This is a genomic window from Hominimerdicola alba (genome assembly GCF_900112155.1).
In the GTDB taxonomy this organism is placed as follows: Bacteria; Bacillota; Clostridia; order Oscillospirales; family Ruminococcaceae; genus Hominimerdicola; species Hominimerdicola alba_D.
Window position 1 is genome coordinate 74,999 of sequence record NZ_FOKQ01000007.1, and the last position, 26,046, is coordinate 101,044.

The 26,046-nt window shown below is 47.4% G+C and carries 20 protein-coding genes and 2 tRNA genes; 17 read left to right on the plus strand and 5 right to left on the minus strand.

Going from position 1 to position 26,046, the window contains the following annotated elements; genetic code table 11:
* The first annotated feature begins 111 nt into the window (after positions 1-111).
* The 10 genes from BM265_RS05705 to BM265_RS05750 all read left to right on the plus strand — a co-directional run bounded on the left by BM265_RS05705 (position 112) and on the right by BM265_RS05750 (position 13,010).
* A complete protein-coding gene (locus tag BM265_RS05705) occupies positions 112-5,862 on the plus strand; it encodes a DUF3320 domain-containing protein (RefSeq protein ID WP_074960603.1) in 5,751 nt (1,916 codons plus the stop codon).
* Positions 5,849-6,331, plus strand: a complete 483-nt coding sequence (lepB, locus tag BM265_RS05710) for a signal peptidase I (protein ID WP_074960604.1) — start codon at positions 5,849-5,851, stop codon at positions 6,329-6,331. Before BM265_RS05705 ends, lepB begins: the two co-directional genes overlap by 14 nt.
* A gap of 127 nt (positions 6,332-6,458) precedes the next feature.
* Entirely contained in the window at positions 6,459-7,250 is a 792-nt protein-coding gene (locus BM265_RS05715) for a transporter substrate-binding domain-containing protein (RefSeq protein ID WP_074960605.1), read from the plus strand.
* A gap of 66 nt (positions 7,251-7,316) precedes the next feature.
* Positions 7,317-8,006, plus strand: a complete 690-nt coding sequence (locus BM265_RS05720; protein ID WP_074960606.1) for an amino acid ABC transporter permease — start codon at positions 7,317-7,319, stop codon at positions 8,004-8,006.
* Positions 7,993-8,721: an amino acid ABC transporter ATP-binding protein gene (locus tag BM265_RS05725; protein ID WP_074960607.1), complete on the plus strand. Its 729-nt coding sequence runs from the start codon at positions 7,993-7,995 to the stop codon at positions 8,719-8,721. The genes BM265_RS05720 and BM265_RS05725 overlap by 14 nt, the downstream gene beginning before the upstream one ends.
* 417 nt (positions 8,722-9,138) lie before the next feature.
* The gene (locus BM265_RS05730; RefSeq protein ID WP_074834983.1) at positions 9,139-9,612 is read left to right on the plus strand and encodes a glutathione peroxidase; all 474 of its coding nucleotides are present in this window, start codon (positions 9,139-9,141) and stop codon (positions 9,610-9,612) included.
* Position 9,613: 1 nt separating this feature from the next.
* Complete coding sequence (locus BM265_RS05735; protein WP_074960608.1) at positions 9,614-10,699, plus strand: radical SAM protein; 1,086 nt, start codon at positions 9,614-9,616, stop codon at positions 10,697-10,699.
* Positions 10,700-11,027: 328 nt separating this feature from the next.
* Entirely contained in the window at positions 11,028-11,687 is a 660-nt protein-coding gene (locus BM265_RS05740) for an epoxyqueuosine reductase QueH (protein ID WP_074960609.1), read from the plus strand.
* Between the two features lie 179 nt (positions 11,688-11,866).
* Positions 11,867-12,847 (plus strand): dockerin type I repeat-containing protein, encoded by a 981-nt coding sequence (locus tag BM265_RS20570; protein WP_074960610.1) that lies wholly within the window; start codon positions 11,867-11,869, stop codon positions 12,845-12,847.
* Between the two features lie 90 nt (positions 12,848-12,937).
* Positions 12,938-13,010 (plus strand) — tRNA-Thr (locus BM265_RS05750).
* A 112-nt stretch (positions 13,011-13,122) separates the two neighbouring features.
* On the opposite strand, the gene BM265_RS05755 is transcribed toward BM265_RS05750, so the two are convergent.
* The 3 genes from BM265_RS05755 to BM265_RS05765 all read right to left on the minus strand — a co-directional run bounded on the left by BM265_RS05755 (position 13,123) and on the right by BM265_RS05765 (position 15,514).
* Positions 13,123-13,986, minus strand: coding sequence for a phosphoribosylaminoimidazolesuccinocarboxamide synthase (locus tag BM265_RS05755; RefSeq protein WP_074960611.1), 864 nt, complete (start codon positions 13,984-13,986; stop codon positions 13,123-13,125).
* 310 nt (positions 13,987-14,296) lie between these two features.
* Positions 14,297-15,334 (minus strand): phosphotransferase, encoded by a 1,038-nt coding sequence (locus tag BM265_RS05760; protein WP_207646956.1) that lies wholly within the window; start codon positions 15,332-15,334, stop codon positions 14,297-14,299.
* A gap of 91 nt (positions 15,335-15,425) precedes the next feature.
* A tRNA-Ser gene (locus tag BM265_RS05765) sits at positions 15,426-15,514 on the minus strand.
* A 165-nt stretch (positions 15,515-15,679) separates the two neighbouring features.
* Between BM265_RS05765 and BM265_RS05770 the strand changes: the two genes are divergently transcribed.
* Genes BM265_RS05770 through BM265_RS05780 form a run of 3 tightly spaced genes read left to right on the plus strand, consistent with a single transcriptional unit; the run spans position 15,680 to position 19,718 of the window.
* Positions 15,680-16,159 (plus strand): MarR family winged helix-turn-helix transcriptional regulator, encoded by a 480-nt coding sequence (locus tag BM265_RS05770; protein WP_074960613.1) that lies wholly within the window; start codon positions 15,680-15,682, stop codon positions 16,157-16,159.
* On the plus strand, positions 16,156-17,883 hold the full coding sequence (locus BM265_RS05775) for an ABC transporter ATP-binding protein (RefSeq protein ID WP_177219547.1): 1,728 nt from the start codon (positions 16,156-16,158) through the stop codon (positions 17,881-17,883). The genes BM265_RS05770 and BM265_RS05775 overlap by 4 nt, the downstream gene beginning before the upstream one ends.
* Entirely contained in the window at positions 17,883-19,718 is a 1,836-nt protein-coding gene (locus BM265_RS05780) for an ABC transporter ATP-binding protein (RefSeq protein ID WP_074960614.1), read from the plus strand. Before BM265_RS05775 ends, BM265_RS05780 begins: the two co-directional genes overlap by 1 nt.
* A 73-nt stretch (positions 19,719-19,791) precedes the next feature.
* Here BM265_RS05780 and BM265_RS05785 read toward each other — a convergent pair whose 3' ends face one another.
* Together BM265_RS05785 and BM265_RS05790 are read right to left on the minus strand one after the other, a co-directional pair.
* Positions 19,792-20,145, minus strand: a complete 354-nt coding sequence (locus BM265_RS05785) for a hypothetical protein (protein WP_074960615.1) — start codon at positions 20,143-20,145, stop codon at positions 19,792-19,794.
* Positions 20,146-20,292: 147 nt separating this feature from the next.
* Positions 20,293-21,183 carry a DUF445 domain-containing protein gene (locus BM265_RS05790; protein ID WP_074960616.1) on the minus strand — a complete coding sequence of 297 codons (891 nt, stop codon included), beginning with the start codon at positions 21,181-21,183 and terminating at the stop codon, positions 20,293-20,295.
* A 322-nt stretch (positions 21,184-21,505) separates the two neighbouring features.
* Between BM265_RS05790 and BM265_RS05795 the strand changes: the two genes are divergently transcribed.
* The 4 genes from BM265_RS05795 (at position 21,506) to gap (ending at position 26,012) form a co-directional block, all read left to right on the plus strand.
* The gene (locus BM265_RS05795; protein ID WP_074960617.1) at positions 21,506-22,876 is read left to right on the plus strand and encodes a carboxyl transferase domain-containing protein; all 1,371 of its coding nucleotides are present in this window, start codon (positions 21,506-21,508) and stop codon (positions 22,874-22,876) included.
* A 31-nt stretch (positions 22,877-22,907) separates the two neighbouring features.
* Positions 22,908-23,279 carry a biotin/lipoyl-containing protein gene (locus BM265_RS05800; RefSeq protein ID WP_037284343.1) on the plus strand — a complete coding sequence of 124 codons (372 nt, stop codon included), beginning with the start codon at positions 22,908-22,910 and terminating at the stop codon, positions 23,277-23,279.
* A 32-nt stretch (positions 23,280-23,311) separates the two neighbouring features.
* Positions 23,312-24,709 (plus strand): oxaloacetate decarboxylase subunit alpha, encoded by a 1,398-nt coding sequence (locus tag BM265_RS05805; RefSeq protein ID WP_074960618.1) that lies wholly within the window; start codon positions 23,312-23,314, stop codon positions 24,707-24,709.
* A 262-nt stretch (positions 24,710-24,971) separates the two neighbouring features.
* Positions 24,972-26,012 carry a type I glyceraldehyde-3-phosphate dehydrogenase gene (gene gap / locus BM265_RS05810; RefSeq protein WP_074960619.1) on the plus strand — a complete coding sequence of 347 codons (1,041 nt, stop codon included), beginning with the start codon at positions 24,972-24,974 and terminating at the stop codon, positions 26,010-26,012.
* Positions 26,013-26,046 lie beyond the last annotated feature (34 nt).

Sequence of the window (26,046 nt, forward strand, 5' to 3'; positions counted from 1 at the left end):
AATTGTTGACATTTTACAAAAACAATGATATAATATAAACCAGATATAATCTATTTTGCGGTCGAGGTCATAGGGACTATGGCATTTTGTATCGGCCGAAAGGAGCGCTTTATGGAAAAGCTTGTTACTTTCAGTGCAGCGATGACTGCGCATATAAATTATGCGATGCAGCGCAGTTCTGTGCCTGTTTTTCGCAGTATAGTCATGACAAATACTTCGGACAGAACGCTGAAAAACGTATTTCTGAGACTTGCGTTTGAACCCGATTTTGCGCAGGATTACGAATCTCCTGCCATAGACCTTGAACCTAATGTTCCCGCTGAAATATCCCCTATAGAGGCGGTTATGCGCCCCGAACTGTTTCTGGCGCTTAATGAGAATACCGAGGGATATGTCCGCATTGAAGCCGTTACCCGCACCGATGAGAGTGAGGAGATACTGGGCAGAGAGGTGAAGCAGCTTGAACTTCTGGCATACGATACATGGACTGGTGTCAACTTCATGCCTGAGATGGCGGCGGCGTTCATAACACCGAATCACCCTGCGGTGCGCGAGGTGCTTTCAAAGGCGGAAACTATCCTTGCTCAGTCCTGCGGAGAAAGCGGATTTACCGGATATCAGAGCTGCAATCCCAATATAGTTAAACAGCAGATAAATGCTATATACACCGCACTGGCGCAGGAAAATATCACCTCCACGGCGGCAGTAGGGTTCGATAAAGCGAACAAGGTCGCTATGCCCGAAAACGTGCTTGCACAGAAAAGCGGCAGCTGCCTTGACCTCGCTGTGCTGTTCTGTTCCTGCCTTGAAGCCGCTGGTCTGAATAGCCTGCTTGTAATGACTTCGACCCACGCGATGGCGGGCTGCTGGCTGGAGGAAGACACTTTTCCTGACAGCCTGCAATACGATATCACCGCTCTTACAAAGCGTATGGCAAGTGGTGTGGACGAGATATCTATCATAGAGTGTACTGATTTTTGTACAGGAAATAGTACCGATGCAGATACTTCGGCTGTACACGCGGCTGATACTCTTGCAAAGGCGGCAGATTTCTGCTTTGCCGTGGATATACAGCGCACCCGCGCCAGCGGAATAAAACCTTTGCCATTAAGGGTGTTTGACGAAAACGGCACTTGCAGGGCTGAGGACTACGGTCTGCCCGAAAGAGCTTACGGTTCGGCAGGGGATATAGCTTTCGATGCAGCGACTAACGGTCAGCCGAGGGAAGTCACAAAACAGATGGTCTGGGAGAGAAAGCTTCTAGACCTTAGCCTGCGCAATAGCCTGCTGAATTTCCGTCCTACTTCCTCAAATGTTCAGCTGATGGTGGAAAGCATAGCTTCACTTGAAGACGAGATAGCCGCTGACGAGACATTCAAGATAATGCCCGTGCCAAGCGATTTCAAGATGGAACCGGCGGAAAGCAAGATATATGAGACTGAAACTCAGCGTGAGAAGATATCCGAGATAGCTTCGGGCGAATTCCGTTCAAAGCGTCTGCGTACTTTTCTCATCGAAGCCGAGCTTGAAAAGACCATGAAGAAGATACATCGCATGGCGAAGGTCAGCATGGAGGAAAATGGTGTTAATACCATTTATCTGGCGCTGGGATTCCTGCGCTGGTACGAAACTGACAAGAGCGAGCGCCCTCGCTATGCTCCTATAGTGCTGGTGCCTGTTGATATTATCAAAAAGGTACAGGACAAGAGCTTTTCCATACGTGTCCGTGACGAGGATACTCAGGTGAATATCACCCTGCTGGAAATGCTGAGACAGTCCTTTGGCATAGATATCAAGGGTCTTGACCCTGTTCCCGAGGATGAACATGGTGTGGATATACCGCTGATATTGAGTACTGTGCGGAAGGGTGTGATGTCCCGCAACAGATGGGATATTGACGAGTATGCATTCATCGGACAGTTCAGCTTCAACAGGTTCATAATGTGGAACGATATCCGCAACCGTGCTGACGAACTGGCTCAGAATAAGGTGGTGGCAAGCCTTATCTCGGGAAAGACCGAGTGGGAGGGCAGTGATATCACGGTGTCGCCTAACGACCTTGACGATATCGCCCCCGCTGACCTTGCTGTGCCTGTGGCGGCGGATTCTTCTCAGCTTGCGGCGGTAGTGGCTTCGGGTCAGGGCGAGAGCTTCGTTCTGCATGGACCTCCCGGCACAGGCAAATCTCAGACTATCACCAACATGATAGCAAACGCTCTTTATCATGGACGTTCCGTGCTTTTCGTGGCTGAAAAGATGGCGGCGCTGTCAGTAGTTGAAAAGCGACTTGCAAAGATAGGACTTGGTCCTTTCTGTATCGAGCTTCACTCAAATAAGGCGCAGAAGCGTGCCGTTCTCGATCAGCTGAATGAGACCCTGAATGTGGGCAAGATAAAAAAGCCTGCGGATTATCAGGCGCAGGCAGATAAGCTGAAAGCCCTGCGCGCCGAGCTTAACGGCGTTATGGATGAGATACACAAGCCACGAAACTACGGTATTTCAATGTATGATGCGGCGGTAAGATACGAGCAGAACCGTGCTTTTGAGGGCAAGCTTGCTTTTACCGATGAGCAGGTAAAAGCCATGAAAGCCGAAACTTACGGCGAATGGCGTGAGCTTGTTGACAGCCTTGCAAACCTCGGCAGACAGTTCGGCAGTGTGGCTGATTCTGCACTGAGGGTGTGCCGTATTACCGAGTGCGGATTGACAACGGGTGATGAACTTCGCGGAAAACTTAGCGAATTGGATGATCAGCTTGCGGAACTCCAAAAGTGCGAGAATGAGCTTTCATCGCTTGTTGGCGGAGGAAAGCTGACTTACGAGCAGCTTGCGTGGCTGGCAGATATCCTTGCCGATGCATCAAAGGAGGGCTTTATCCTGCCTGCGGTGCTGACAGGAAATAAATGGGATATGCTTAAGCCCTCAGCCGAAAAGACGGTTAACGCTCTTGCTGAACTTCGATCGGGCAAAAAAGCCCTTGCTGAGACCTTTGATGAAAGCGTGTACGGCTATGATGCGGTCAAGGCTCAGGCTGAGTGGAAAGAGGTCCAGGCAAAGTGGTTCATACCCAAGCATTTCGGCAGTAAACGGTTGGTGAAAGAACTTGCCGCCCACGGAAAAAATGCGGGTGCAGTTACTAAGGAGAACATCAGCGACCATTACGAAAAACTGACAGCAATCGCAAAGCTGAAAACTGAGATAGCTGACGGTCAGACTGCGGCGCAGGAAGTTTTCGGGGCGCTGTGGCAGGGCGAATCAACTGAGCCCGAAACGCTGAAAAAGTCCCTTGAAAAATCGGTGACTATACGTGAAAAACTGGCGGGTTCACCCTTTGATGCGGCACAGAAGACCGCACTTGGCGCAAAGCTTGGAGCGGGAGAACTGCCATCATATAAAAATGATAAGCTCAGAAAGGTGCTTGATGAACTGAGCGGAGATTTCAGGATAGATACCGCCAACATGACAGCGGGAACTATCGAGGATATCCGCGAAAGGACTGCGGCACTCGTCGGGGAGATGCCTCGCCTGAAAGATTGGTCGGTACTTATGAGCTTCTGCGAAAAGCTGGATAAGGCAGGGGCTGCCAATATCAGCGAAGCATATCTGGGCAAAAAAGTGGACAGCAACGAACTGCTGCCCGCATTTGACTGCGGAATAGCAAAGGCTGAGGTCAGCTGTACGGTGAAGTCAAGCAAGGCGCTTTCCGGATTTACTGGAACTCTCTTTGAGGACACTGTGCGTCGTCTGAATGAAGCCCATGAGAGCTTCAAAAAGCTGACTATCCAGCAGTTAGCGGCAGAGCTTTCGGCTAAAGTGCCTGCACCGGGAGAGGGTGCTAAAAGCAGTGAACTGGGCATACTCCAGCGTGCAATCAAGAGCGGCGGGCGCATGATGAGCATACGCAAGCTGTTCGACAGCATACCCAATCTTCTGCGGAGGATATGCCCTGTAATGCTGATGTCGCCTATATCGGTGGCGCAGTATATCGATCCCTCGTATCCCAAGTTCGACCTTGTTATATTCGATGAAGCTTCTCAGCTGCCCACCTGTGAGGCTGTGGGCGCTATTGCCCGCGGCGAGAACGTGATAGTAGTGGGCGACCCCAAGCAGATGCCCCCCACAAGCTTTTTCTCCTCTAATCAGGTGGACGAAGAAAACTATGATAAGGAAGACCTGGAAAGTGTGCTGGACGATTGCCTTGCACTCTCAATGCCCCAGAAACACCTGCTGTGGCACTACCGCTCACGCCACGAGAGCCTTATCGCTTACAGCAATTCAAAATACTACGAAAACAAGCTCTATACCTTCCCCTCGCCTGACGATCAGGTCAGCGAGGTCAGCTGGGTGAATGTTGAGGGCTTCTACGACAAGGGCAGCACCAAGACGAACCGCGCAGAAGCGGAAGCGGTCGTTGCCGAGATATGCCGCCGTCTGCGTGACCCTCAGCTGATAAAACATTCTGTGGGCGTGGTAACATTCAGTCTGCCTCAGCAGAATCTGGTGGAAGATGTGCTTGCGGATGCTTTCCGTGCAGAACCTCAGCTTGAAGAACTTGCAAACACCATGTATGAGCCTATACTCATCAAGAACCTTGAAAATGTTCAGGGTGATGAGCGTGATGTGATACTGTTCTCCATCGGCTACGGTCCCGATAAAGAGGGCAAAGTCAGCATGAACTTCGGTCCCCTGAACCGCGATGGCGGCTGGCGCAGACTGAACGTTGCAATATCCCGTGCAAGGGAGAAAATGGTGGTATATTCTGTCATTCGTCCCGAAATGATCGACCTTTCACGCACACGCTCAGAGGGTGTTGACGGTCTGAAAGGGTTCCTTGAATTTGCCGCAAAGGGAAGGTCTGCACTGCCTGTACGTGCTGGCAGCGGAAGTCTGGGCACAGGCTTTGAAAAGCTGGTGGCTGCTGAGCTTGAACAGCGCGGTTTCAAGGTGAAGTGCAGTGTGGGATGCTCAGATTACAAGGTCGATGTGGCGGTCGCTGACCCCGATGATGAGAATACCTATATTCTGGGCATTAACTGCTGCGGCAGAAAGTACTACGAAAATGGCACCGCATACGACCGCACAGTTTCGCAGCCATCGGTACTGAAAGGTCTTGGCTGGAATGTCATCAACGTTTATATCCTTGACTGGCTCACCGACAAGAACAAGTGCATAGCCGCTGTGATAACCGCGATAAATGAGGCGATAGAAGCTAAGAACGCTCCCGAGCCTGTTGAGGAAGAACCGCCCAAAAAGGCTGAACCTCTGGTATTTGAGCGTGAGGAACAATCGGCGCTGGCTGATGAGTGCGAGGAGTATGTACCTTTCATACCACCTGTGCAGGGCAAGCCCGAGGAATTCAATGAACTGGCTTCAAGCAGGATAGCTGACTGCATAAACACCATTCTTGCAGCCGAAGCGCCTATCAGCAGGGAAGTTCTGCAAAAGCGTGTAATGACTGCCTGGGGAATAGCAAGGCAGAGCAATCTGGTAAAAGCGGCATTTGATATCGCACTGGAAAAATCATGCGGAAAGGCATTGAAGTCGGGAGAAGCAGAATTCATCTGGCGTGAAGATCAGTCCCCTGATACTTATACATCATGCCGCGCTAAGTGCGCACCCGAAGTCCGCAGAGATATCAAGGATATCCCACCTGAGGAACTGGGTAATGGTCTGATACTGATACTTTCAAGGCAGATAGCCATGCAGCGTGAAGACCTCATGCGTGAAACGGCTCACCTCTTCGGCTTTACGAGGGTGACTCCTGCCCTTGAAGTAGCTGTTTCTCTGGGTATTAAATCTGCTAAACAGCGCGGCAGGATAGCCTTTGAAGAGGACGGAAAGGTGAGATATGTGGAAGAATAAGGCGTTTCTGTCGGCGGGCATTATTGTTGCGCTGGCAGTAGCCGCAAAGGTTTTTCTGCGGATATACAGGATAGTCGGCAGCAGCATGACCCCTACCCTGCATGATGGCGACCTTGTGGTCTGCGTCGGGAGCAAACGACCCGAAAGGGGTAAAATAGCCCTTATCCGCCGTGGTAGTGATGTTATGGTAAAGCGCATCATAGCCATGCAGGGGGATGATATCCGCATTGAAAACACCGGTGAGGTCTTTCTGAATGGCGTTAAACTCGAAGAACCTTATCTCCGAGGAAAACTCACTCCCGAAGTGCCGATATCGCTGACTGTGCCAAAGGGCTGTATCTTCGTTATGGGCGATAACAGAGCCGATTCCGTTGACAGCCGATCGCAAAGGGTCGGATATCTGCACAGGCATTCTGTTTTGGGCATAGCTGTGGCGGCCATCACTCCCTCTGGCTTCCGTAGCTTATGAATATTTGAATTTAGTTGACAAAAGGCAAAAAATAATTGCAAAAATTATTAAACTTCTTCTAAAAGGTTGAATATCGAAATTTTGTGTGCTATAATAGCAAAGTAAAAAATTGAAAGGATATGGTCTAATGAAGAGAACATTTGCAACAATGGCAGCAATCGTTATATCGGCAGCTGTTATGACTGCCTGCGGTAAAACCGCAACTGAAAATACAGTACATTCCAAAGCTGATCTTGAGGGTAAGACTATCGGAGTACAGCTGGGTACCACCGGCGATTCTCTGGCAAGTAATACGGAAGTAATTAAAGATGCAAAAGTTGAGAGATACAATAAATATGCAGATGCTGTGCAGGCTCTGAAGCAGGGCAAGGTTGATGCGGTAATAATCGACAGCGATACTGCTAAGGAATTTATAAAAAAGAATGATGATATCGAGCTTCTTAGTGAAGAATTATCGGAAGAAGAGTATGCTATCTGTATGAATCTGGACAATACTGCTCTTCAGGTCGAGATAAACACAGTTCTAACTGAGTTTAAGACTGACGGCACGCTGGATACTATCAAGGAATATTACGACGGTGAGAACGCGGGCGAAAACAAATTCAAAGCCGATCCGAACGCAGATACCAGCAAAGGCAAGCTGGTAATGGCAACTAATGCAGGATTCCCTCCCTATGAGTATATGGAGGGTCAGGAAATCGTAGGATTTGATGTTGATATGATGACTGCTGTATGCCAGAAGCTGGGTTATGAGCTTGAGATCGATGATATGGAATTTGATTCTATTATCCCTGCTGTACAGTCGGGCAAGGCAGATGTAGGTGTTGCAGGTATGTCAGTTACCGAGGACAGAAAGAAGAACGTTCTGTTCAGCACACCTTATACTAATACTCGTCTGGAAATAATGGTCAGAAAGTAGTATCTCTGGTTTAATATATCGGGCTGTCCCCGAACGTGGGACAGCCTTTGAAATTTGGAGGAAAAAATGGGTTTTATAGACAGCTTCAAGCAGAATTTTATTGAAGCGGACCGCTGGAAGTATCTTTGGGACGGTCTGCTGACCACTCTGGAGATAACAGGAGCAGCAGTTCTGCTGGGATTGTTTCTTGGATTTATAATAGCTATCGTAAGGTGTACATATCTTAAAACAGGAAAGATGAAGCTTGCGAATATACTTTGCAGGATATACCTCACGGTAATACGCGGCACCCCTGTGGTAGTTCAGCTGCTCATCATCTATTTTGTTGTGTTTGCCAGTGTGAATATATCAAAAACCTTTGTGGCGATAATCGCATTCGGTATAAACTCGGGTGCATATGTGGCTGAGATAGTACGCGGCGGCATAATGAGCATCGACAACGGTCAGATGGAAGCAGGACGCAGTCTGGGTCTTAATTACAGGCAGACCATGACCTATATCATCATGCCTCAGGCTTTGAAGACAGTTCTTCCTGCGCTTGCCAATGAGTGCATAGTGCTGCTGAAAGAAACATCTGTTGCAGGTTATATTGCTATCGCAGACCTTACAAAAGGCGGCGATATCATCCGTTCACAGACCTTTTCCCCGTTCCTGCCCCTGCTTTCGGTGGCAGCGATATATCTGGTGATGGTCATGTTCCTGACATTCCTTGTGGGTAAGCTGGAAAGGAGGCTGTCTGCAAATGATAGACGTTAAGGGTCTTAAAAAGAGTTTTGGTGAGGTCGATGTCCTCAAAGGAATCGACGAGCATATCGAAAAGGGCGAGAAAGTCGTTATCATCGGACCTTCGGGTTCGGGTAAATCCACATTCTTACGTTGTCTTAACCTGATGGAAAAGCCCACGGCGGGTGAGATACTCTTTGAGGGCAAGGATATCACAAAGCTGCACGAAAAGGAGATAGACCGTGTCAGACAGCGCATGGGCATGGTTTTCCAGCATTTCAATCTTTTCCCCCACCTGACTATCAGGAAGAATATCACTCTTGCCCCTGTAAAGCTGGGGCTCATGACAAAAGAGGAAGCTGATGCAAAGGCTGAAGAGCTTCTGAAAAGGGTTGGTCTGCCCGATAAGGCAGACGAGTATCCCACCAGACTTTCAGGCGGACAGAAACAGCGTATCGCCATAGCGAGAGCTCTGGCTATGAATCCCGAAGTTATACTTTTTGATGAGCCGACTTCGGCACTTGACCCTGAAATGGTAGGCGAGGTGCTGGAGCTTATGAAACAGCTTGCTGACGCAGGTATGACCATGGTCGTGGTAACTCATGAGATGGGCTTTGCAAAGGAAGTGGCATCAAGGGTGCTGTTCATGGCTGACGGCTATGTGATGGAGCAGAACACACCAAAGGAATTCTTTGATAATCCCCAGAACCCAAGACTCAAGGAGTTCCTCTCCAAGGTACTTGTATGATATTTCAATAGCATATTTGGTGAAAGCAGTCACAGAGATGTGGCTGCTTTTTTCGTCAGAATGGCTAATTGAAAAGGTGGAAAAAACAGTAAAAAAGAGGTGGATAATATTAAAAATATTACCGAATTATGCTGGAATATATATTAATATTTTAATATTTTTCCTATAGAATATTTCTCAAATCATTTAACATATCGCCTAATAAACAAGAAAAGCGCCTAGATAGGCACTTTTATCAACATTCAACAAATGGCAATCAATACTTGGCACATTTTGACCTTACTGCTAAGTTAACTTTAGTATTATTTAGAGAAAATTCACAATTAAGTATCAATAGTTACTTGAATGTTTTGCGGTTGTTCGCTATAATTATAGCAACAGGAATATAACAATTACTCGCGAAACGGAGGTTTTGTTATGGGCATATATGATATTACAGTGAAAGACGCAAAGGGTAACAATGTTTGTATGTCAGAGTACAAGGGCAAAGTGCTTCTGGTAGTCAACACCGCAACGCGCTGCGGATTCACTCCGCAGTACGAGGGATTGGAAAAACTTTACGAGAAGCACAAGGACAAAGGGTTTGAGGTGCTTGATTTCCCCTGCAACCAGTTTGCGAATGAAGCCCCCGAATCCGAGGAAGAGATCATGGCTTTCTGCTCAGCTCATTTCGGCGTGACTTTCAGGCAGTTTGCCAAGATCGACGTTAACGGTGAGAACGAATCACCGCTGTACACCGCACTGAAATCCAAACGCGGCGGAGTGCTGGGCAACAATATCAAGTGGAATTTCACTAAGTTCCTCGTTAACCGTGAGGGTGAGGTCGTGGAGCGTTTTGCTTCTGCAACTACCCCCGAAAAGCTGGAGAAGAAGCTTCTGGAGGTGCTGTAAGATGGACAGTTGCGCGCTGGAAAGCTTTCTGGCTCAGGGCGTGGAGCACTTAATGCGGGATATGATACGTGTGAGTGCCCGCGACCCAAGATCGAGTGCGTTTATACTGAAGTTTTCGGCTGAGTGTATGAGAGCTTCAAAGAAAAGAGAACGTTCAAACAGGAAGGGCAGCCATGTGCCGCCCTTTTTGATATGCAGTCTGACCGATGACTGCGGTATGGACTGTGAGGGCTGCTATGCGAAGATAAACAGCTGTCACAATGCGGAGGGGGAGAGCCTCAGTGCAAATGACTGGCTTGATGTTTTCGTTCAGGCGGCGGAATGCGGTGTGAATTTTATACTGCTGGCAGGCGGTGAGCCGCTTCTTCGGCGCGATGTTATCTTTACAGCGGCAAGGTGTAAGAATTTATTTTTCCCCATCTTTACTAGCGGCACAGTCATAGACAGCGAATATGTTGAGCTTTTTGACAAGCATAGGAATCTTTTTCCGCTGATAAGCATCGAGGGCGGGAAGATATCTACCGACAGCAGACGCGGTGACGGCGTTTATGACATCGTTACTGAGAAAATGGTGGAGCTTAAAAACAGCAGCGTCCTTTTCGGTGTGTCCGTTACGGTGACGAAAGAAAATGTTAAAGAAGTCTTCGGCGATGAGTTTATCGGCGATATGAAGGAAAATGGCTGCAAAGCCGTGGTGTATGTGGAGTATGTCCCTGTTGACGGCAGAGTTGAGATCGCCCCTGATGAGGATACACGCGCTTATATGACGATGCGCCTTGTCAAACTCAGGAAAGACCATCATGAGATGATGCACATATCCTTTCCGGGAGATGAAAAAGTATCGGGTGGCTGTCTTTCTTCGGGCAGAGGTTTCTTTCACATCAATTCCCGCGGCGGTGCCGAGCCATGTCCATTTGCGCCTTATTCAGACTGCAATGTTCGGGACATGACCTTTGATGAGGTGATGAAGTCTCCGCTTTTTTCAAGGATACGGGATTTTACTCTGCTTGAATGTGAGCATGGTGGTGGCTGTGTGCTTTTTGAAAGGCAGGGGCTGATAAATGCTCTCATGCCTGAGGATCGATAGGCTTATATTTTTTGATCTCGGGTGACAGCGATTTGTGCTGTCACCTGCTTTTTTGATTTGCATATCCCTTGACACGTTGGTGCAGGGGTGATATAATCTAATTATCGGCGCTATGAGCATAGTACCGACCACAAAATTGACAAAAGTTGACACGAAAATGTCAACTATATAAAACCCCGAAAAATAGGGCTTTTAGAGGTCAAAACATAAAAGTTGACAAAGCAGTGTCAATTTTGTCAACTTTTGTATTAACACACTAAAGCGAAATATGGCTGACCGATGATCTTGATCGGGATAGTCAGCGATCTTTTATCAGCGAGGTAAGTACATGGAACAGAAAGTAAAGATCAATTATCAGCGAAAGCTGGATGATATAATCCGCGGGCTCGACCCTGCATCTCCGCCGCCGAGGCTTTTGCTGCACAGCTGCTGTGCGCCCTGTTCCTCCTATGTACTTGAATATCTTTCTCAGTATTTCAGCATCACGGTGTTTTACTATAACCCGAATATCTACCCGCCCGAGGAGTACGACCACAGGGTCAAAGAGCTTGAACGCCTTATCGCGGAGCTTCCCGTGAAGAATCCGATCACCCTTGTGGAGCGGGGCTATGACCCGAAAGAGTTTTACGAAGCGGTAAAGGGGCTTGAAAATATCCCCGAGGGCGGCGAGCGCTGCTTTGCCTGCTATCGTCTGCGCCTTGAACGTACTGCTCAGCTGGCTGAAGAGTTGGGTGCGGACTATTTTACTACGACCCTCTCCATATCGCCCTACAAAAATGCTGCAAAGCTGAACGAGATATCCGAGGAACTTGCGCAGATATATCCCACAGCGGCTCTGCCTGCTGATTTCAAGAAAAAGAACGGCTACAAGCGTTCAGTTGAGCTTTCGGAGATATACGGACTTTACCGCCAGGATTACTGTGGCTGTGTGTTTTCAAAGCGTGAACGTGAAGAATCAGTAAATACCCAAACGCCCCATGAGCATTGAGCTTATCGGGTGTTTTTCTTTTATTCTGTTATAAAAGTTCATTGGAGATCGTGCATATAATTTCTGCCAATTTCGGTGATAAGGTTGACAAAGCACCTCAGATGTAGTAAAATGTATAGGTCAACAAAAACGAACCCCTTTGGTAAAAGAGAAAAAAGTGTAAAAAACGGAGGACAATTATGAAAAAGAAAAACATAGCAACATTCCTGACAGCACTGGCTGTCGGCGCGAATACAGCGTTATGCGTATCTGCTGAAAAGAAGACAGAGTATAAGGTGCGCACAGCGCTTGTAAGTTCAGACCTCGGTGTGCAGTCATGGGACGATGCAACCATATCCGAGGGTCAGAACACTCTTACATTCACAACTCCCAAGGATGGCAAGGGCAACTATTCCGTATTCAAAGGCATAAGTATGCTTACTATTGATCTTGAGGACTGCTATTTTGATATAGGCACAGTCAGTGTCGACAGTATTGTCGTTGATGGCAAGCCTCTGAATTTCAAAACTGATGCTATAGTATACGGCGCGGATGACGGTGCGGATAACAATGATTTCCGTATCGAACTTTTCAACAGCTTTGGTGAGACCAAGAATGATCCGCCCTTTGATGCTTCATCAGTGACTGTTAATGAAAAGGTGGAGGTAACTTTCACTTTCAGCACTGAAGGCTACAGCGGCGGCACCCGCAGGATAGGCGGAAATGTTATAGAAAAGAAAAAGACATCTAACCCTCAGGCGCTTAAAGGCTGCAGTGTCAGTCTCAACAGGCACAAAGATGATGGCAGTGCTTCACCCGATGAGGAAGTTACCTGCACAGTAAGCGGAAGTCAGTTCTATGCCGATGTTGAGCGCGGCTACTACGATGTTACCATAAGCAAGCCCGGTTATGCCACAAGGAAGATCGAAAATGTTCCCGCAGGCAAGAGTATGCCTGCCGAACTCAAGGACGTTGACCTCAGGGTCTACGGCGATGTCAACGGCGACGGCAAGATAAACGTTACAGATATCACTCTTGTTGCGGCTTATGTTAAGCAGGTAAGGCTGTTCGCTGAAGATTATCAGTTCAATGTAGCGGACTGCACTCATGATAATAAGGTGAATGTGTCCGATATTACGTCGATTGCGGCTGCTGTAAAAGGAATCAAAAAAATAAAATAAAAAAATTGAAAAAAAGACTTGACAAATCAAGTTTTATGGTGTATAATATATAAGTCGGTTGACGAGAGTGATCAAAACGACCGACTGTTAGCTGCTATGGCTCAGGTGGTAGAGCACATCCTTGGTAAGGATGAGGTCCCCAGTTCGAATCTGGGTAGCAGCTCTTTTTCATGCCGATATCCTTTGCGGATATCGGTTTTTGTTTTGCCCAAAATAGTGTGATAAAAAAATGTCCCGCAGATTTTTCTGACTGCGGGACTGTTTTTATATCTGATTTACTTGTAGGAATCTCTGCCTGTGATCTTGGTGTAGCATTCCTTGTAGAGAGCAGCTGTCTTTTCTGCAATCTCCTCGGGGAGCTTGGGAGCAGGTGTAACACCGTTGAGGTTGTTCTCGATGAGCCAGTCACGAACGAACTGCTTATCGTAAGATCTGGGAGATACGCCTGTCTTGTAATCCTCAGCTGCCCAGAAACGGCTGGAGTCGGGAGTCATTACCTCATCACCGAGAGTAAGTACACCGTTCTCATCATAACCGAATTCAAACTTGGTATCAGCGATTATCAGACCCTTCTTCTGAGCGTCCTCATAGCACTTGTTGTAGATCTTAACGCAGATATCAGCAATCCTGTCAGCTTCTTCAGCGCCGATCTCAGCTCTGAGTCTGTCGAGGGTGATGTTCTCATCGTGACCCTCATTATTCTTAACGGAAGGTGTTACCATAGGCTGAGCAAGCTTTTCAGCGAGCTGATAGTCGCCTTCAACGGGCTGACCGCAGAATGTCTTGGTCTTCTGATATTCGCCCCACATACTGCCGAACATATAGCCTCTTACAATGAACTCGTAGGGGAGCATCTTCAGCTTCTTGGACATGATAGTCCTGCCCTCGTACTGCTCCTTATCCTGTGATATTTCAGCAGGCATCTTGGAGATATCGTCTGTGATGATGTGGTTGGGAACGATATCCTTTGTAAGGTCGAACCAGTAAAGTGCTATCTGATTCAGCGCCTTGCCCTTGTTGGGTATGGTGGAATCAAGAATAACATCGAATGCGGAAATTCTGTCGGTGGTGACCATGATAAGCTCGCCGCCGTCTGTTTCGTATACCTCTCTTACCTTGCCTGAAATGATCTTCTTCATAATGAAACACCTCGAACCTTTCTGTTTTAGATAAGTATATCCAAATGTTCTGATGCAGCAGATATGTCATAGAGATTATCGCTGCTCATGATGATACTTTTCTATTATATCACAGTTGAAACGGATAATCAATCCTTTTTGTGATTATTTTTCTGTGTTTGTCTGAACTTTTTCTGGTTAAATCGATGAAGGATACAAAAAGATTTCTAACATTCGACAGATATCAGTATATAAGTTTTGTTCTGAAGTTGATCCTGATCTCTTCGGGGCATTGTGTTTTTTGTTTCCTTTGAAAAATCAGGATAGAATGCTATTCCATATATGCTTTAAAATCTATATTCGCAGTAAGATAGTATTCCGTCTGATCAAGGAATGCTTCTATTGCGGCATTATTTCCTTTAAGCTTTTTCAGCATTTCAACTCTGGTATACCACAACGGTTTAAGACAGCGGTACAGCATCAAAGCGGTATCCTTTTCGATATCAGAAAAATGATAGTATTCGCTGGATATTTTAAGCGCACTGCATATTAACTTGAGCTCAGCTTCAAAATTTTCGTAGTTTTCACGCATGAGATAATTGAGAAAGACATCTTTACCGCAAAGATTAAAGTCATATATACCTACAAATCTTCCGTCCTTATCAACAAGTATATTCGTTGGATTAAGGTCTGCCTGAAAGACAGATGTAGGGAGCTTTTTATAGACCTTTTCCAGTGCATCCCTGTTGTCTGTCCACAAGCGCCATATTCTTTGCACCTGTACGCTGAATTCCTTTGGAAGTGTATCTGCACACTCTTTCCAGTTCAGTGCATTTTCAAGCACCTCATCGTATTTATCACTCGGGCAGAATTTTTCAAACAGACAGTATGCGGAGGGATATTCCGTATAGTCAAAGTATTTTGCAGCCACCTTTGCTGTCATGCTCCAGATATCATTTTTTAAGCTATCTGAAATAGGTTCGACCCGATCACTTTCGCCCGATCTTCTGTCCTCTATCAAGTCATACAGCGAATACTCTTCGGCATAAGCCACACATTTATGTCCGTTATACTCAACGACCGGGAAGCCGCCCGTTTTATCACAAATGATCTTTGGGCAATAGTAACCAAGTGCAAGATACTCCGACACAGTCCTCTGCCACACCTTTATCTTATCGGGAAAAGTAAAATCATTATCAGCAAGCTTTATGACCCACTTGCTGCCCGATCCTGTTTTTGCAATGATAGTTTCTCTGAAATCACTGTCGCCTCTGCTTGTATTGATCACCTGACATGAGATCAAAGTATCATCAAAAAACGAACTGAAAATATGTGTTATTTCGTCAGTCGGGGGTGTCCAATTATCCATTATATCACAGCCTTGCTTCGCAGTTAACAGAAACGCCATAGTACTTCCGACTGCATATCAGAAACACTATGGCTTGAAACTTCAATATAAGCGCAGATGGAGAGATTTGAACTCTCGCGACGGTATTGCCGCCCTACCGCATTTCGAGTGCGGACCCTTCAGCCACTTGGGTACATCTGCGTACTGTATTAAAACAGCTTAATTATTATAGCACACTTTTTCAGAAAAATCAAGGGGTTTGAAGAAATTTTTCGGTGCGGTGACTTTTTCATAAAATACGGTTGACAAACTTCTTATACAGTGATATGATTAGTTAGTAAACTAACTAATATAGGAGGAAAGTTGATGGGTCACAAAAACGATCACACAAAAATGCCGCGTATGCTGCTTGAAAGACCCGATGCAAAGCCGTCAATGTTCATCAATGACATCTCGCGGCTGTTTATGCACCGCGTAAGGCGTGAATGTGAGCGCTGTGGTATCTCCCACGGGCATCACAAGCTTCTGATGGAGCTTTTCCAGAATGAGGGCGCGACACAGCTGCAGCTGGTACAGCGCACTCATCTTACTGCGCCGACAGTCTCGGTGGCGCTGGGCAAGATGGAGAGCGAGGGGCTTGTCCGCCGTGAAGCCGATACCGAGGATATGCGTCAGGTTAAAGTCTATCTCACCGATAAGGGTCGCGAAAAAGTCGATCAGGTGCGAAGCATATTCCGCGGGGCGGACGCTGATATGGTGAAAGGCATACCTCAGGAGGAGCTTGATGCCATGACGGCGACAATGCGGAAAATACTGAAAAATCTGCTGGAGGAGGAAGATAAGTGAAGCTTGCAAAATACATAAGACCATATCTGCCTTTTGTACTGCTGGCACCCATCAGCATGGTGGGAGAAGTATCTATGGATCTGCTCCAGCCTAAGCTTATGTCCAAAATAGTGGACGATGGTGTTCTGGGCAGTGATTACGGGCTGATAATAAGAACGGGCATAATAATGCTGTGTACCGTTATTTTCGGAGCTCTCTGCGGCTCGGCATCTGCGTTTTTTGCGGGGTGCGCCTCACAGGGATTTTCGAGAGATGTGAGGAATGACCTCTTCAAGCGGGTAATGGGGCTGTCATTCCAGCAGACGGACAAATTCACAACGGGCTCGCTGGTAACAAGGATAACCGCTGATGTTACCGCTATTCAGCAGATGGTGGATTTTCTGATACGAGGATTTGTGCGAAACATAATAATGTTCATCGGCGGCATAATAATGATGCTGACCCTTGCGCGGAGTTTCGGCACGATAATCGCGGTGGCACTGCCTGTTGAAGCACTTATCGTTATACTGATAATGCGTAAAGCCAACCCTTTATATGCCATAGTTGCAAGTCGTCTGGACAGTGTGAACTCCGTTATGCAGGAGAATGTCACGGGTGCCAGAGTAGTAAAGGCGTATGTACGTGAAAAGCACGAGCAGGAACGTTTTGAGGGCGCAAATATGGGACTTACCGTAGCCAACCTGAAAGTGCAGGAGCTTATGGCACTGCTTTCGCCGATACTTATGGTGATAATGAATTTCTCGGTGATGGCGGTCATATACATCGGCGGCTGGCAGGTCCAGGCTAAGGAGATGAAAGTAGGCGAGGTAATGGCTGCGATAACCTATCTTACCCAGGTGCTCCATGGTATTATGATGATATCCATGATGTTCCAGACCATGGCAAGGGCGAGCGCATCTGCAAAGCGTATCAACGAGGTGCTTGATACCGAGCCTGTTATCAGGGACGGCAATGGCGGGGATATTGGTACTAAAAAAGGTACAGTTACATTCAGGGGCGTTACCTTTGCATATCCCGAATCCAGCGGCGAACCCGTGCTTACTGACATTGACCTTGATATCGCAGCTGGGGAGAACATAGCGATCCTCGGTGCCACAGGCTCGGGCAAATCCTCACTGGTTAACCTGATACCCCGCTTTTACGATGCTGACCAAGGCGAAGTTCTTGTGGATGGTGTAAATGTCCGTGAATTTGGACTGGAAGACCTCAGACAAAGGGTGGGCATAGTTTTGCAGAAGAGCGAGCTTTTCTCCGCTACCGTAGCTGAAAATATCCGCTGGGGCAAAGATGATGCCACCGATGAAGAAGTCATCAGCGCCGCAAAGATAGCTCAGGCTGACGAATTCATAAGCCGTATGCCCGAGGGCTACGACAGCATGATAGCCGAGAAAGGCGCATCACTTTCTGGCGGACAGAAACAGCGTATGTCCATAGCGAGAGCAATCCTGAAAAAGCCCGAGATACTTATATTTGACGATTCAACATCTGCCCTTGACCTCGGCACGGAAGCAAGGCTGAGAGCTCAGCTGAGAGAGGGTCTCAAAGGCACAACGGTCATAACCATTGCACAGCGTATCGCAAGTGTAAAAAGCTGTGACAGGATAGTGGTTCTAGACCGCGGCAGGATAGTCGGCTGTGACAGTCATGACGCACTGCTGAAAAACTGCGAGGTCTACAGGGATATCTACAACTCGCAGATAAAAACTCAGGGAGGTGAAGCGTAATGCCCCCTATGCCACCAAATCCTAACAACAAGCAGCAGCCGGGAGGAAGACAGTCTGCGCTGATAAACGCAGAAAAGCCCAAGAACGCACGTGAAACTCTGGGCAAGCTGCTTAGATACATCGGCAGGAGCAAATACCTGTTCTTCGGGCTTATGGCTGTTATGCTGATGATAACTCTGCTTGGTCTGGCTGCACCGTACATCCAGCAGATAGCCATAGACTGCATAACTCTTGATGATAAAAAGCTGAATGTTGATACCGAAAAGCTCATTAAGATACTTATAGCCCTTGGCACAGTTTATCTGCTGAACTCGGTATTCTCGTATATGCAGGGGATATTCTCTGCGAGGCTTTCACAGAAGACGGTATCGACCATGAGGCGCGACCTCTTCGGCGACCTTGTTAAACTTCCGATAAAGTACTTTGATACTCACCGTCACGGCGATATAATGAGCCGTATGACAAACGATGTAGAGAATATCTCCAATACGGTATCGCAGTCCATAGGCTCGCTGATATCGGGTGTGCTGACGGTCGTGGGTTCTATAATAATAATGCTGACCTACTCGCCGCTGCTTACGCTGATATCACTTTCCACCGTGGTGCTGACTGTTTTCGTTTCAGCGAAGATGACCAAGTATATGCGCAGATATTTCCTGAAACAGCAGATAATACTGGGTAAGCTGAACGGTCATGTTGAAGAGATGGTAACGGGACACCGTACTGTTGTTTCTTATTCAAAGGAACAGGCGGCTGTTGATGACTTCAACGTGATGAGCGATGAACTGCGCAGGACGGGTATACGTGCGCAGATATGTGCGGGTGTTATGGGTCCGCTGATGAACTGTATAGGAAACTTCGGCTTTGTAATGATAGCCGCATTCGGCGGCTGGTTCAGCTACAAGGGCTGGATAACCGTTGGTACGATACAGGCATTCATACTCTACTCAAAGCAGTTTTCAAGACCCATAAACGAGATAGCCAACCAGTATGCCAATATCCAGACAGCCATCGCAGGCGCTGAACGTATTTTTGAGGTAATGGAAACAACTCCCGAAACTGACGAGGGTACAAATGCTATCACCGCAGAGGATATCCGTGGCGAGATAAAGTTCGAGGATATACATTTCAGCTATGATCCCGAGAAGCCTGTGCTAAAAGGGCTTGATCTCGATATTGCACAGGGTATGAAGATAGCAATAGTTGGCGCGACAGGTTCGGGCAAGACCACTGTTGTAAATCTGCTGACCAGATTCTATGAAGCCGACAGCGGCCGTATAACCGTTGACGGTGTGGATATCAGGGATATGCGTATGGACGAACTGAGAAAGTCCGTTGGTATAGTTTTGCAGGATACTGTGCTTTTCAAGGGCAGTATCGAAGAGAATATCCGATACGGCAAGGAAGATGCTCCTGATGAAGATGTACGCCGTGCGGCGGCTCATGCAAATGCAGATGCGTTCATAAGACATCTGCCCGAGGGCTATAAAACTCAGCTTGCCGAGGGTGGATCGAATCTATCACAGGGACAAAGACAGCTTCTTGCCATAGCAAGGGCAGTGCTTGCGGACCCAAAGATACTTATTCTCGATGAAGCGACTTCAAGCGTTGATACCAGAACGGAGATGCATATACAATCCGCTATGGTGGCACTGATGAAGAACCGCACATCGCTGATAATCGCACATCGTCTTTCAACCATACGCGATGCTGATATGATAGTCGTCATCGACGGCGGAAAGGTCGCAGAAAAGGGAAGACACGAGGAACTTATCGCGCAGAAAGGCTGTTACTACGAACTTTACCGCACACAGTTCGCGGGCAACAAGACCTGATCTCGGCAAAACAAAAATCGGAGGACGCTGTACTTCTTTGGTACGGCTGTCCTCCGTTTGTTTTAGTATTTCATCAGAGCTTTATCTGCCAGTAGTAGCGGCGGTTTGAGGCAGGAAAATCCGACATAACTCCGTGTTCGGGGTCGTAGAAAGTCCCCTCGCAGTACAGTGACCAGTGCCAGCATCTTGGAGTTTCAAGGCTGAGCATACACAGGGGCGGGAGCTGTTCTTTATCTGTAACAGCTATGCGCTCATCGGATACCCATGCGCCATGATTTCGCAGATATGATTTCATTTCCTTAAGGGTAGTCTCGCGGTCGTTGTTCAGGTCGCTCACTACTTGTTCAGCGGAAAGTCCCAGTACCATTGCAAGCACAGCCTGACCGCACTGCAGGTCGGTGGGTTCGTGGATATATGTGATATTCATCGGTATGCCTCGTTTCGGTTGTATCAAAAATTACCATTATATTCTAACATGAGATATTTGGTATGTCAATAGGCGTGAAACTATCGGATAAAAAATATGGGATGACCACAAGCGGGACATCCCATTTATCTTGACTGAGTATATTTGTCATTTCAGGATAAGGTTGAAAAGTCCAAGGACAAAGCCTATCAGCGCACCGAGGTTAACTATGGTGCTCAGTTCCTTCTTCATGACGGTCTGTACCAGATCCTCCATTTTTTCAATGGACATATCGTTGATCTTGTCTTCCACCATGACTGCAAAATCCAGCTTTTCAAAAAGCTTGTCGATGTAGTTATTAACAGCGCTGCGGTAGACTTTGCCGGCCATTTCTGTAAGGCGGGCTTCATCGACCTTTATGAGTTCAAGCAGTTCAAGTCCGCTTTTCTCGCTGATATCTGAGATCTTGTTCTCGATGACAGGCTTCACGCAGTCCATTCCGTCACGGTCGATCATAGAACGTATCTTGCCGACCAGTGGAGCGGTGAAAGACTGTATCTTCTCTTCGGGGATAAGCTTTGCGAACATGGTATTGCTCAGCTTTTCCTCAATGGAATCATTGCACTTGTTCACAACTATCTCCGGCAGCTGAGAAGCCGAAAGCTCATCGACTATCTGGCGGCTCAGCATCTCGCTGAGTTTTGAACTGCCCTCTGCATAGGTCTCATCGGAGCATTTTGTCAGCTTGCATATCTCATCGCGGATATTGTTTGAAAGCTCCTGAGTTATAGCACCTGTTATGCGGGCTTCGATCTCACCGCCCAGAAGCTTTGCCTTGATATCATCTTTTGTGACAAGCTCATTGCCAACGACCCTGCCCACAGCTTTTGCAAGGCGGGGCTTGCCCTTTGGTATGGCACCCGGGGTGAAAGGTACGCGGTGTCCCAGCAGATATACCTCATGATGGGGGAAGAATAGCATCTTCACTGCGATAAAGTTCGTAAAATAACCAATGACCGCACCTATCAGCGGTGCAGCCAGCATTTTCAGTATTTCCATTTGTATACACTCCTCGTTTGTTGTCTGTTTTGCTGTTCTTTTGTTTGGATGTATTTCTTTATTGAGGAATAGTATAGCATTTATTTCTGCGGTTGTCAACAATAATTAATGTCAACAGTCGGAATTTGAGGGTGAAAATCAGGTTTGAATTTGTATCAAGATTTATCAAAATGTTAACAAAAAGTAAAAAGAGGTTTTTTCGCAGATTCGGGCTTGAAATGTTGGAAGATAAATGGTATAATGGTATCCGTGTAATTATGATAAAAACTGTGTTTGATCTAAGTTTTTTATCCCGCAAATTAAATCGATTGGAGGAAACTGTATGTCTGAAACAAAAAAGTCTCTGGCAGAGCTTCAGGCACTTATTGCTGACAGCGCTGCAAGAACAAGGCTGACATATCTGTTTGATGAAGGAAAATTTACCGAGCTTGACGCTTTCGCGGGCGAGGCTGCGGGCGTTATAACTGCCTATGGCTATGCTGACGGCGAACCTGTCTATGCGTTCTCTCAGGATGTTTCCGTTAAGAGCGGCGCTATGACCGAGGCAGGCGCAAGAAAGATAGCTAAGATCTATGATCTGGCTGCCAAGACAGGTACTCCTGTTGTAGGTATTTATGATTCTTACGGCGCAGATGTCAATGACAGCGCTGCTGCACTGAGAGCTTACGGCGAACTGATGCTGTGGACTGCTAATCTTTCTGGTGTTGTGCCCCAGATAGCTGTTGTTGCAGGCGTATGCTCAGGCACAGCTGCACTGCTGGCTGAGGCTGCTGATTTCGTTGTAATGGCTAAGGATGCAAGCCTGTATGCCGCTCCCAATGCAAAGAGCAACGGTTCTGCTGAAAATGCTGCTGCAAACGGCACTGTATGCGCTGTTTGCGATGATGATAAGGCTGCTGTTGAGAAGGCTAGAGCTATCCTGCTGAAGCTTCCCGCAAACAACCTTTCTCCTGTACCCGTATACGAGTATGAAGAGCCCGCTGCTGCTTCAGGCAGCGACATCGAGAGTCTGACAAAGGCTGTTTTCGACGCTGACAGCGTTATCGAACTCAGCGAGGGCTTCGGCGGTGCTGCTTATACTGCTCTGGCAACTGTAAACGGTGAGACCGTTGGTGTTGCTGCAACTAACAAGACTAAGGATAAGCTGACTGAGAACGACTGCGCTAAGCTCGCAAGATTCGTTCGTACCTGTGATGCTTTTGCTGTTCCCGTAGTTACCTTCGTTGATACAGAAGGCTTTGCAGGAAACGATGATACAGAAGCTGCAGGCGCTGTAAAGAGCATGAGCAAGCTGGCTCACGCTTACGCTGAGGCTACTACCGCTAAGGTATCCGTAGTAACAGGCAAGGCTTACGGCGCAGCTTACATCGCACTTGCAGGCAAGGGCGCAAATGCTGATGTAGCATACGCTCTGCCCACAGCTGTTATCTCCGCACTCGACCCCGTTACCGCTGTTGAGTTCATGGAGCATGACAAGCTCACAGGCGCATCCGATCTTGCTTCTGCAAGACAGGCACTGGCTGATGAGTTCGCTAAGACTCAGGCAAGTGCAGCAAATGCTGCTGTGAACGGTCTGGTAGACGGCATCGTTGATGCTGCTCAGCTGAGAACAGCTGTTGTTGACGCTCTGGCTATGATGAGCGGCAAGAGGATATCCAGACTGCCCAAGAAGCACAGCAATATCCAGCTTTAATAAGTAATTAATTGTAAAGGACGGTATAGTTATGAAAAGATATAATATCACTGTTAACGGTAAGGCTTATGATGTAGCTGTTGAGGAGGTAGGCGCTGACGCTGCTGCTCCTGTGGCTGCTGCTCCCGCACCTGCTGCAAAGCCCGCTGCTGCACCTGCACCCGCTGCTGCTCCCGCAGCTAATGTTGAGGGTACAAAGGTAACTGCTCCTATGCCCGGCAACGTACTTGATATAAAGGTAGCTGTTGGCGATACAGTTACAGCAGGTCAGGCTATCGTAGTGCTTGAAGCTATGAAGATGGAGAACGACATCAATGCTCCTGTAGCAGGCAAGGTTCTGAGCATCAATGCTACAAAGGGCTCACAGGTTGATACAGGCGCAGTTCTGGCTGTTATCGGCTGATGACATCTTATCACTGAAAGGAACGATATATAATGGCTAAGCTTAAAATTACCGAGACAGTTCTTCGTGACGCTCATCAGTCTCTGCTGGCAACGAGAATGTCTATGGACGATATGAAGCCGATCCTCTCCACAATGGACAAGATAGGTTTCTATTCCGCCGAGTGCTGGGGCGGTGCTACATTTGATTCCTGCATACGTTTTCTTAATGAGGACCCTTGGGAGAGACTGAGGACACTCAGAAAGGAAATGCCCAATACCAAGCTGCAGATGCTGTTCAGAGGACAGAATATGCTGGGTTACCGTCACTACGCTGATGACCTGGTAGAGTACTTTGTTCAGAAGTCTATCGCTAACGGTATCGATATCATAAGAATATTCGACGCACTGAACGATATCAGAAATCTCCAGACAGCTATCAAGGCTGCCAATAAGGAGAAGGGTCACGCTCAGGTAGCTATCTCTTATACTCTGGGTGAAGTTTTCACTCATCAGTACTATATGGATTATGCTAAGCGCATCCAGGAGGCAGGCGCTGACTCCATCTGTATCAAGGACATGGCTGCTCTGCTGACACCTTATGAGGCTGAGACACTGGTAAGAGATATCAAGTCTGTTGTTTCCATACCTGTACAGCTGCACACTCACTACACCTCAGGTCTGGCTTCCATGTGTATCATGAAGGCTGTTGAGGCTGGTGTTGACGCAGTTGATACCGCTATGTCGCCTCTGGCACTGGGTACTTCTCATGCACCTACCGAGTCTATCGTTGCTACATTCCAGGGCACCGAGTATGACACAGGTCTTGACCTTGTCAAGCTGAACGAGGTAAGAGATTACTTCATGGGTCTGAGAAAGAAGTACATCGACAATGGTCTGCTGGATCCTTCCATGCTGGCTACAAACACAAATGCACTTCTGTATCAGGTTCCCGGCGGAATGCTTTCCAACCTGCTCAGCCAGCTGAAGCAGGCAGGCAAGGCAGATCAGCTTGAGGACGTTCTGAAGGAAGTTCCTAAGGTGCGTAAGGATTCGGGCTTCCCCCCTCTGGTTACTCCTACTTCCCAGATCGTTGGTACACAGGCTGTGTTCAACGTTATCATGGGCGAGAGATACAAGACCGTTACCAAGGAGTTCAAGGGTCTTGTTAAGGGCGAATACGGTAAGACTCCCGTGGCTATCGATCCCGAGTTCCGCAAGATGATACTCAAGGGCGAAGAGCCTATCGACTGCCGTCCTGCTGACTTGCTTAAGCCTGAGTTTGAGACAATGAAGCAGGAGTGCGCTGAGTGGACAGAGCAGGAGGAGGATATCCTGACCTACGCTATGTTCCCGAAGGTTGCTCCCAAGTTCTTCAAGGACAGACGCGACAAGAAGTACGGTGTTGACGGCGCTCATTCCGACGCTGACAACAAGGTACACCCTGTTTGATAAAATGATTTGCAGGCGGAGAGCAGATGCTCTCTGCCTGTTTTTACTTGTTGGGATAAGTAAAAAACAGGCGATTTGCGAGGATATGATTTGTGATATGCGGTATGTGAATTTGGTATGCTGTACCGAAATAATAAGCCGTAATGCGCTTTTTTCGGGAAAAGATGTAAAAAATAATAAGTTTTTTTGGAAAAGGGCTTGAAATATTTTCTGAAATGGTGTATAATAGATTCAGAAATTTTTTTCTAGGAGGTACAATACAATGGCAAATGTAAAAGTTGCAATTAATGGTTTTGGTCGTATCGGCCGTCTGGCTTTCAGACAGATGTTCGGTGCAGAGGGTTATGAGATCGTTGCTATCAACGACCTGACTAAGCCCTCCATGCTGGCTAACCTGCTGAAGTTCGACACCGCTCAGGGTGGTTACTGTGGTAGAATAGGTGAGAATACTCACACTGTTTCTGCTGATGATGAGGCTAACACCATCACTGTTGATGGCAAGACTCTTCAGATCTATGCAAAGGCTAACGCTGCTGAGCTGCCTTGGGGCGAGCTGGGCGTTGACGTTGTTCTGGAGTGCACAGGTTTCTACTGCTCTAAGGCTAAGAGCCAGGCTCACATCGATGCTGGCGCTAAGAAGGTAGTTATCTCTGCTCCTGCTGGCAATGATCTGCCTACAATCGTTTTCTCTGTTAACGAGAAGACTCTGACAAAGGATGACAAGATCATTTCTGCTGCTTCCTGCACAACTAACTGCCTCGCACCTATGGCTAAGGCTCTGAACGATTATGCTCCTATCCAGAGCGGTATCATGAGCACAATCCACGCTTACACAGGCGATCAGATGATCCTCGATGGTCCTCACAGAAAGGGCGATATGAGAAGAGCTAGAGCTGGCGCTGCTAACATCGTTCCTAACAGCACCGGTGCTGCTAAGGCAATCGGTCTGGTTATCCCTGAGCTGAACGGCAAGCTGATCGGTTCTGCACAGAGAGTTCCTGTTCCTACAGGTTCTACAACTATCCTGACTGCAGTTGTTAAGAAGGCTGACGTTACAGCTGACGGCATCAACGCTGCTATGAAGGCTGCTGCTTCCGAGAGCTTCGGTTACAACACCGATCCTATCGTTTCTTCTGACGTTATCGGCATGAGATATGGTTCTCTGTTCGATGCTACTCAGACAATGGTTTCCAAGATCTCTGATGACCTCTATGAGGTACAGGTTGTTTCTTGGTACGACAACGAGAATTCTTACACATCTCAGATGGTAAGAACTATCAAGTACTTTGCAGAGCTGGGCTAATCCCAATTAATTGCAACAATATCTCCCCCGAGGT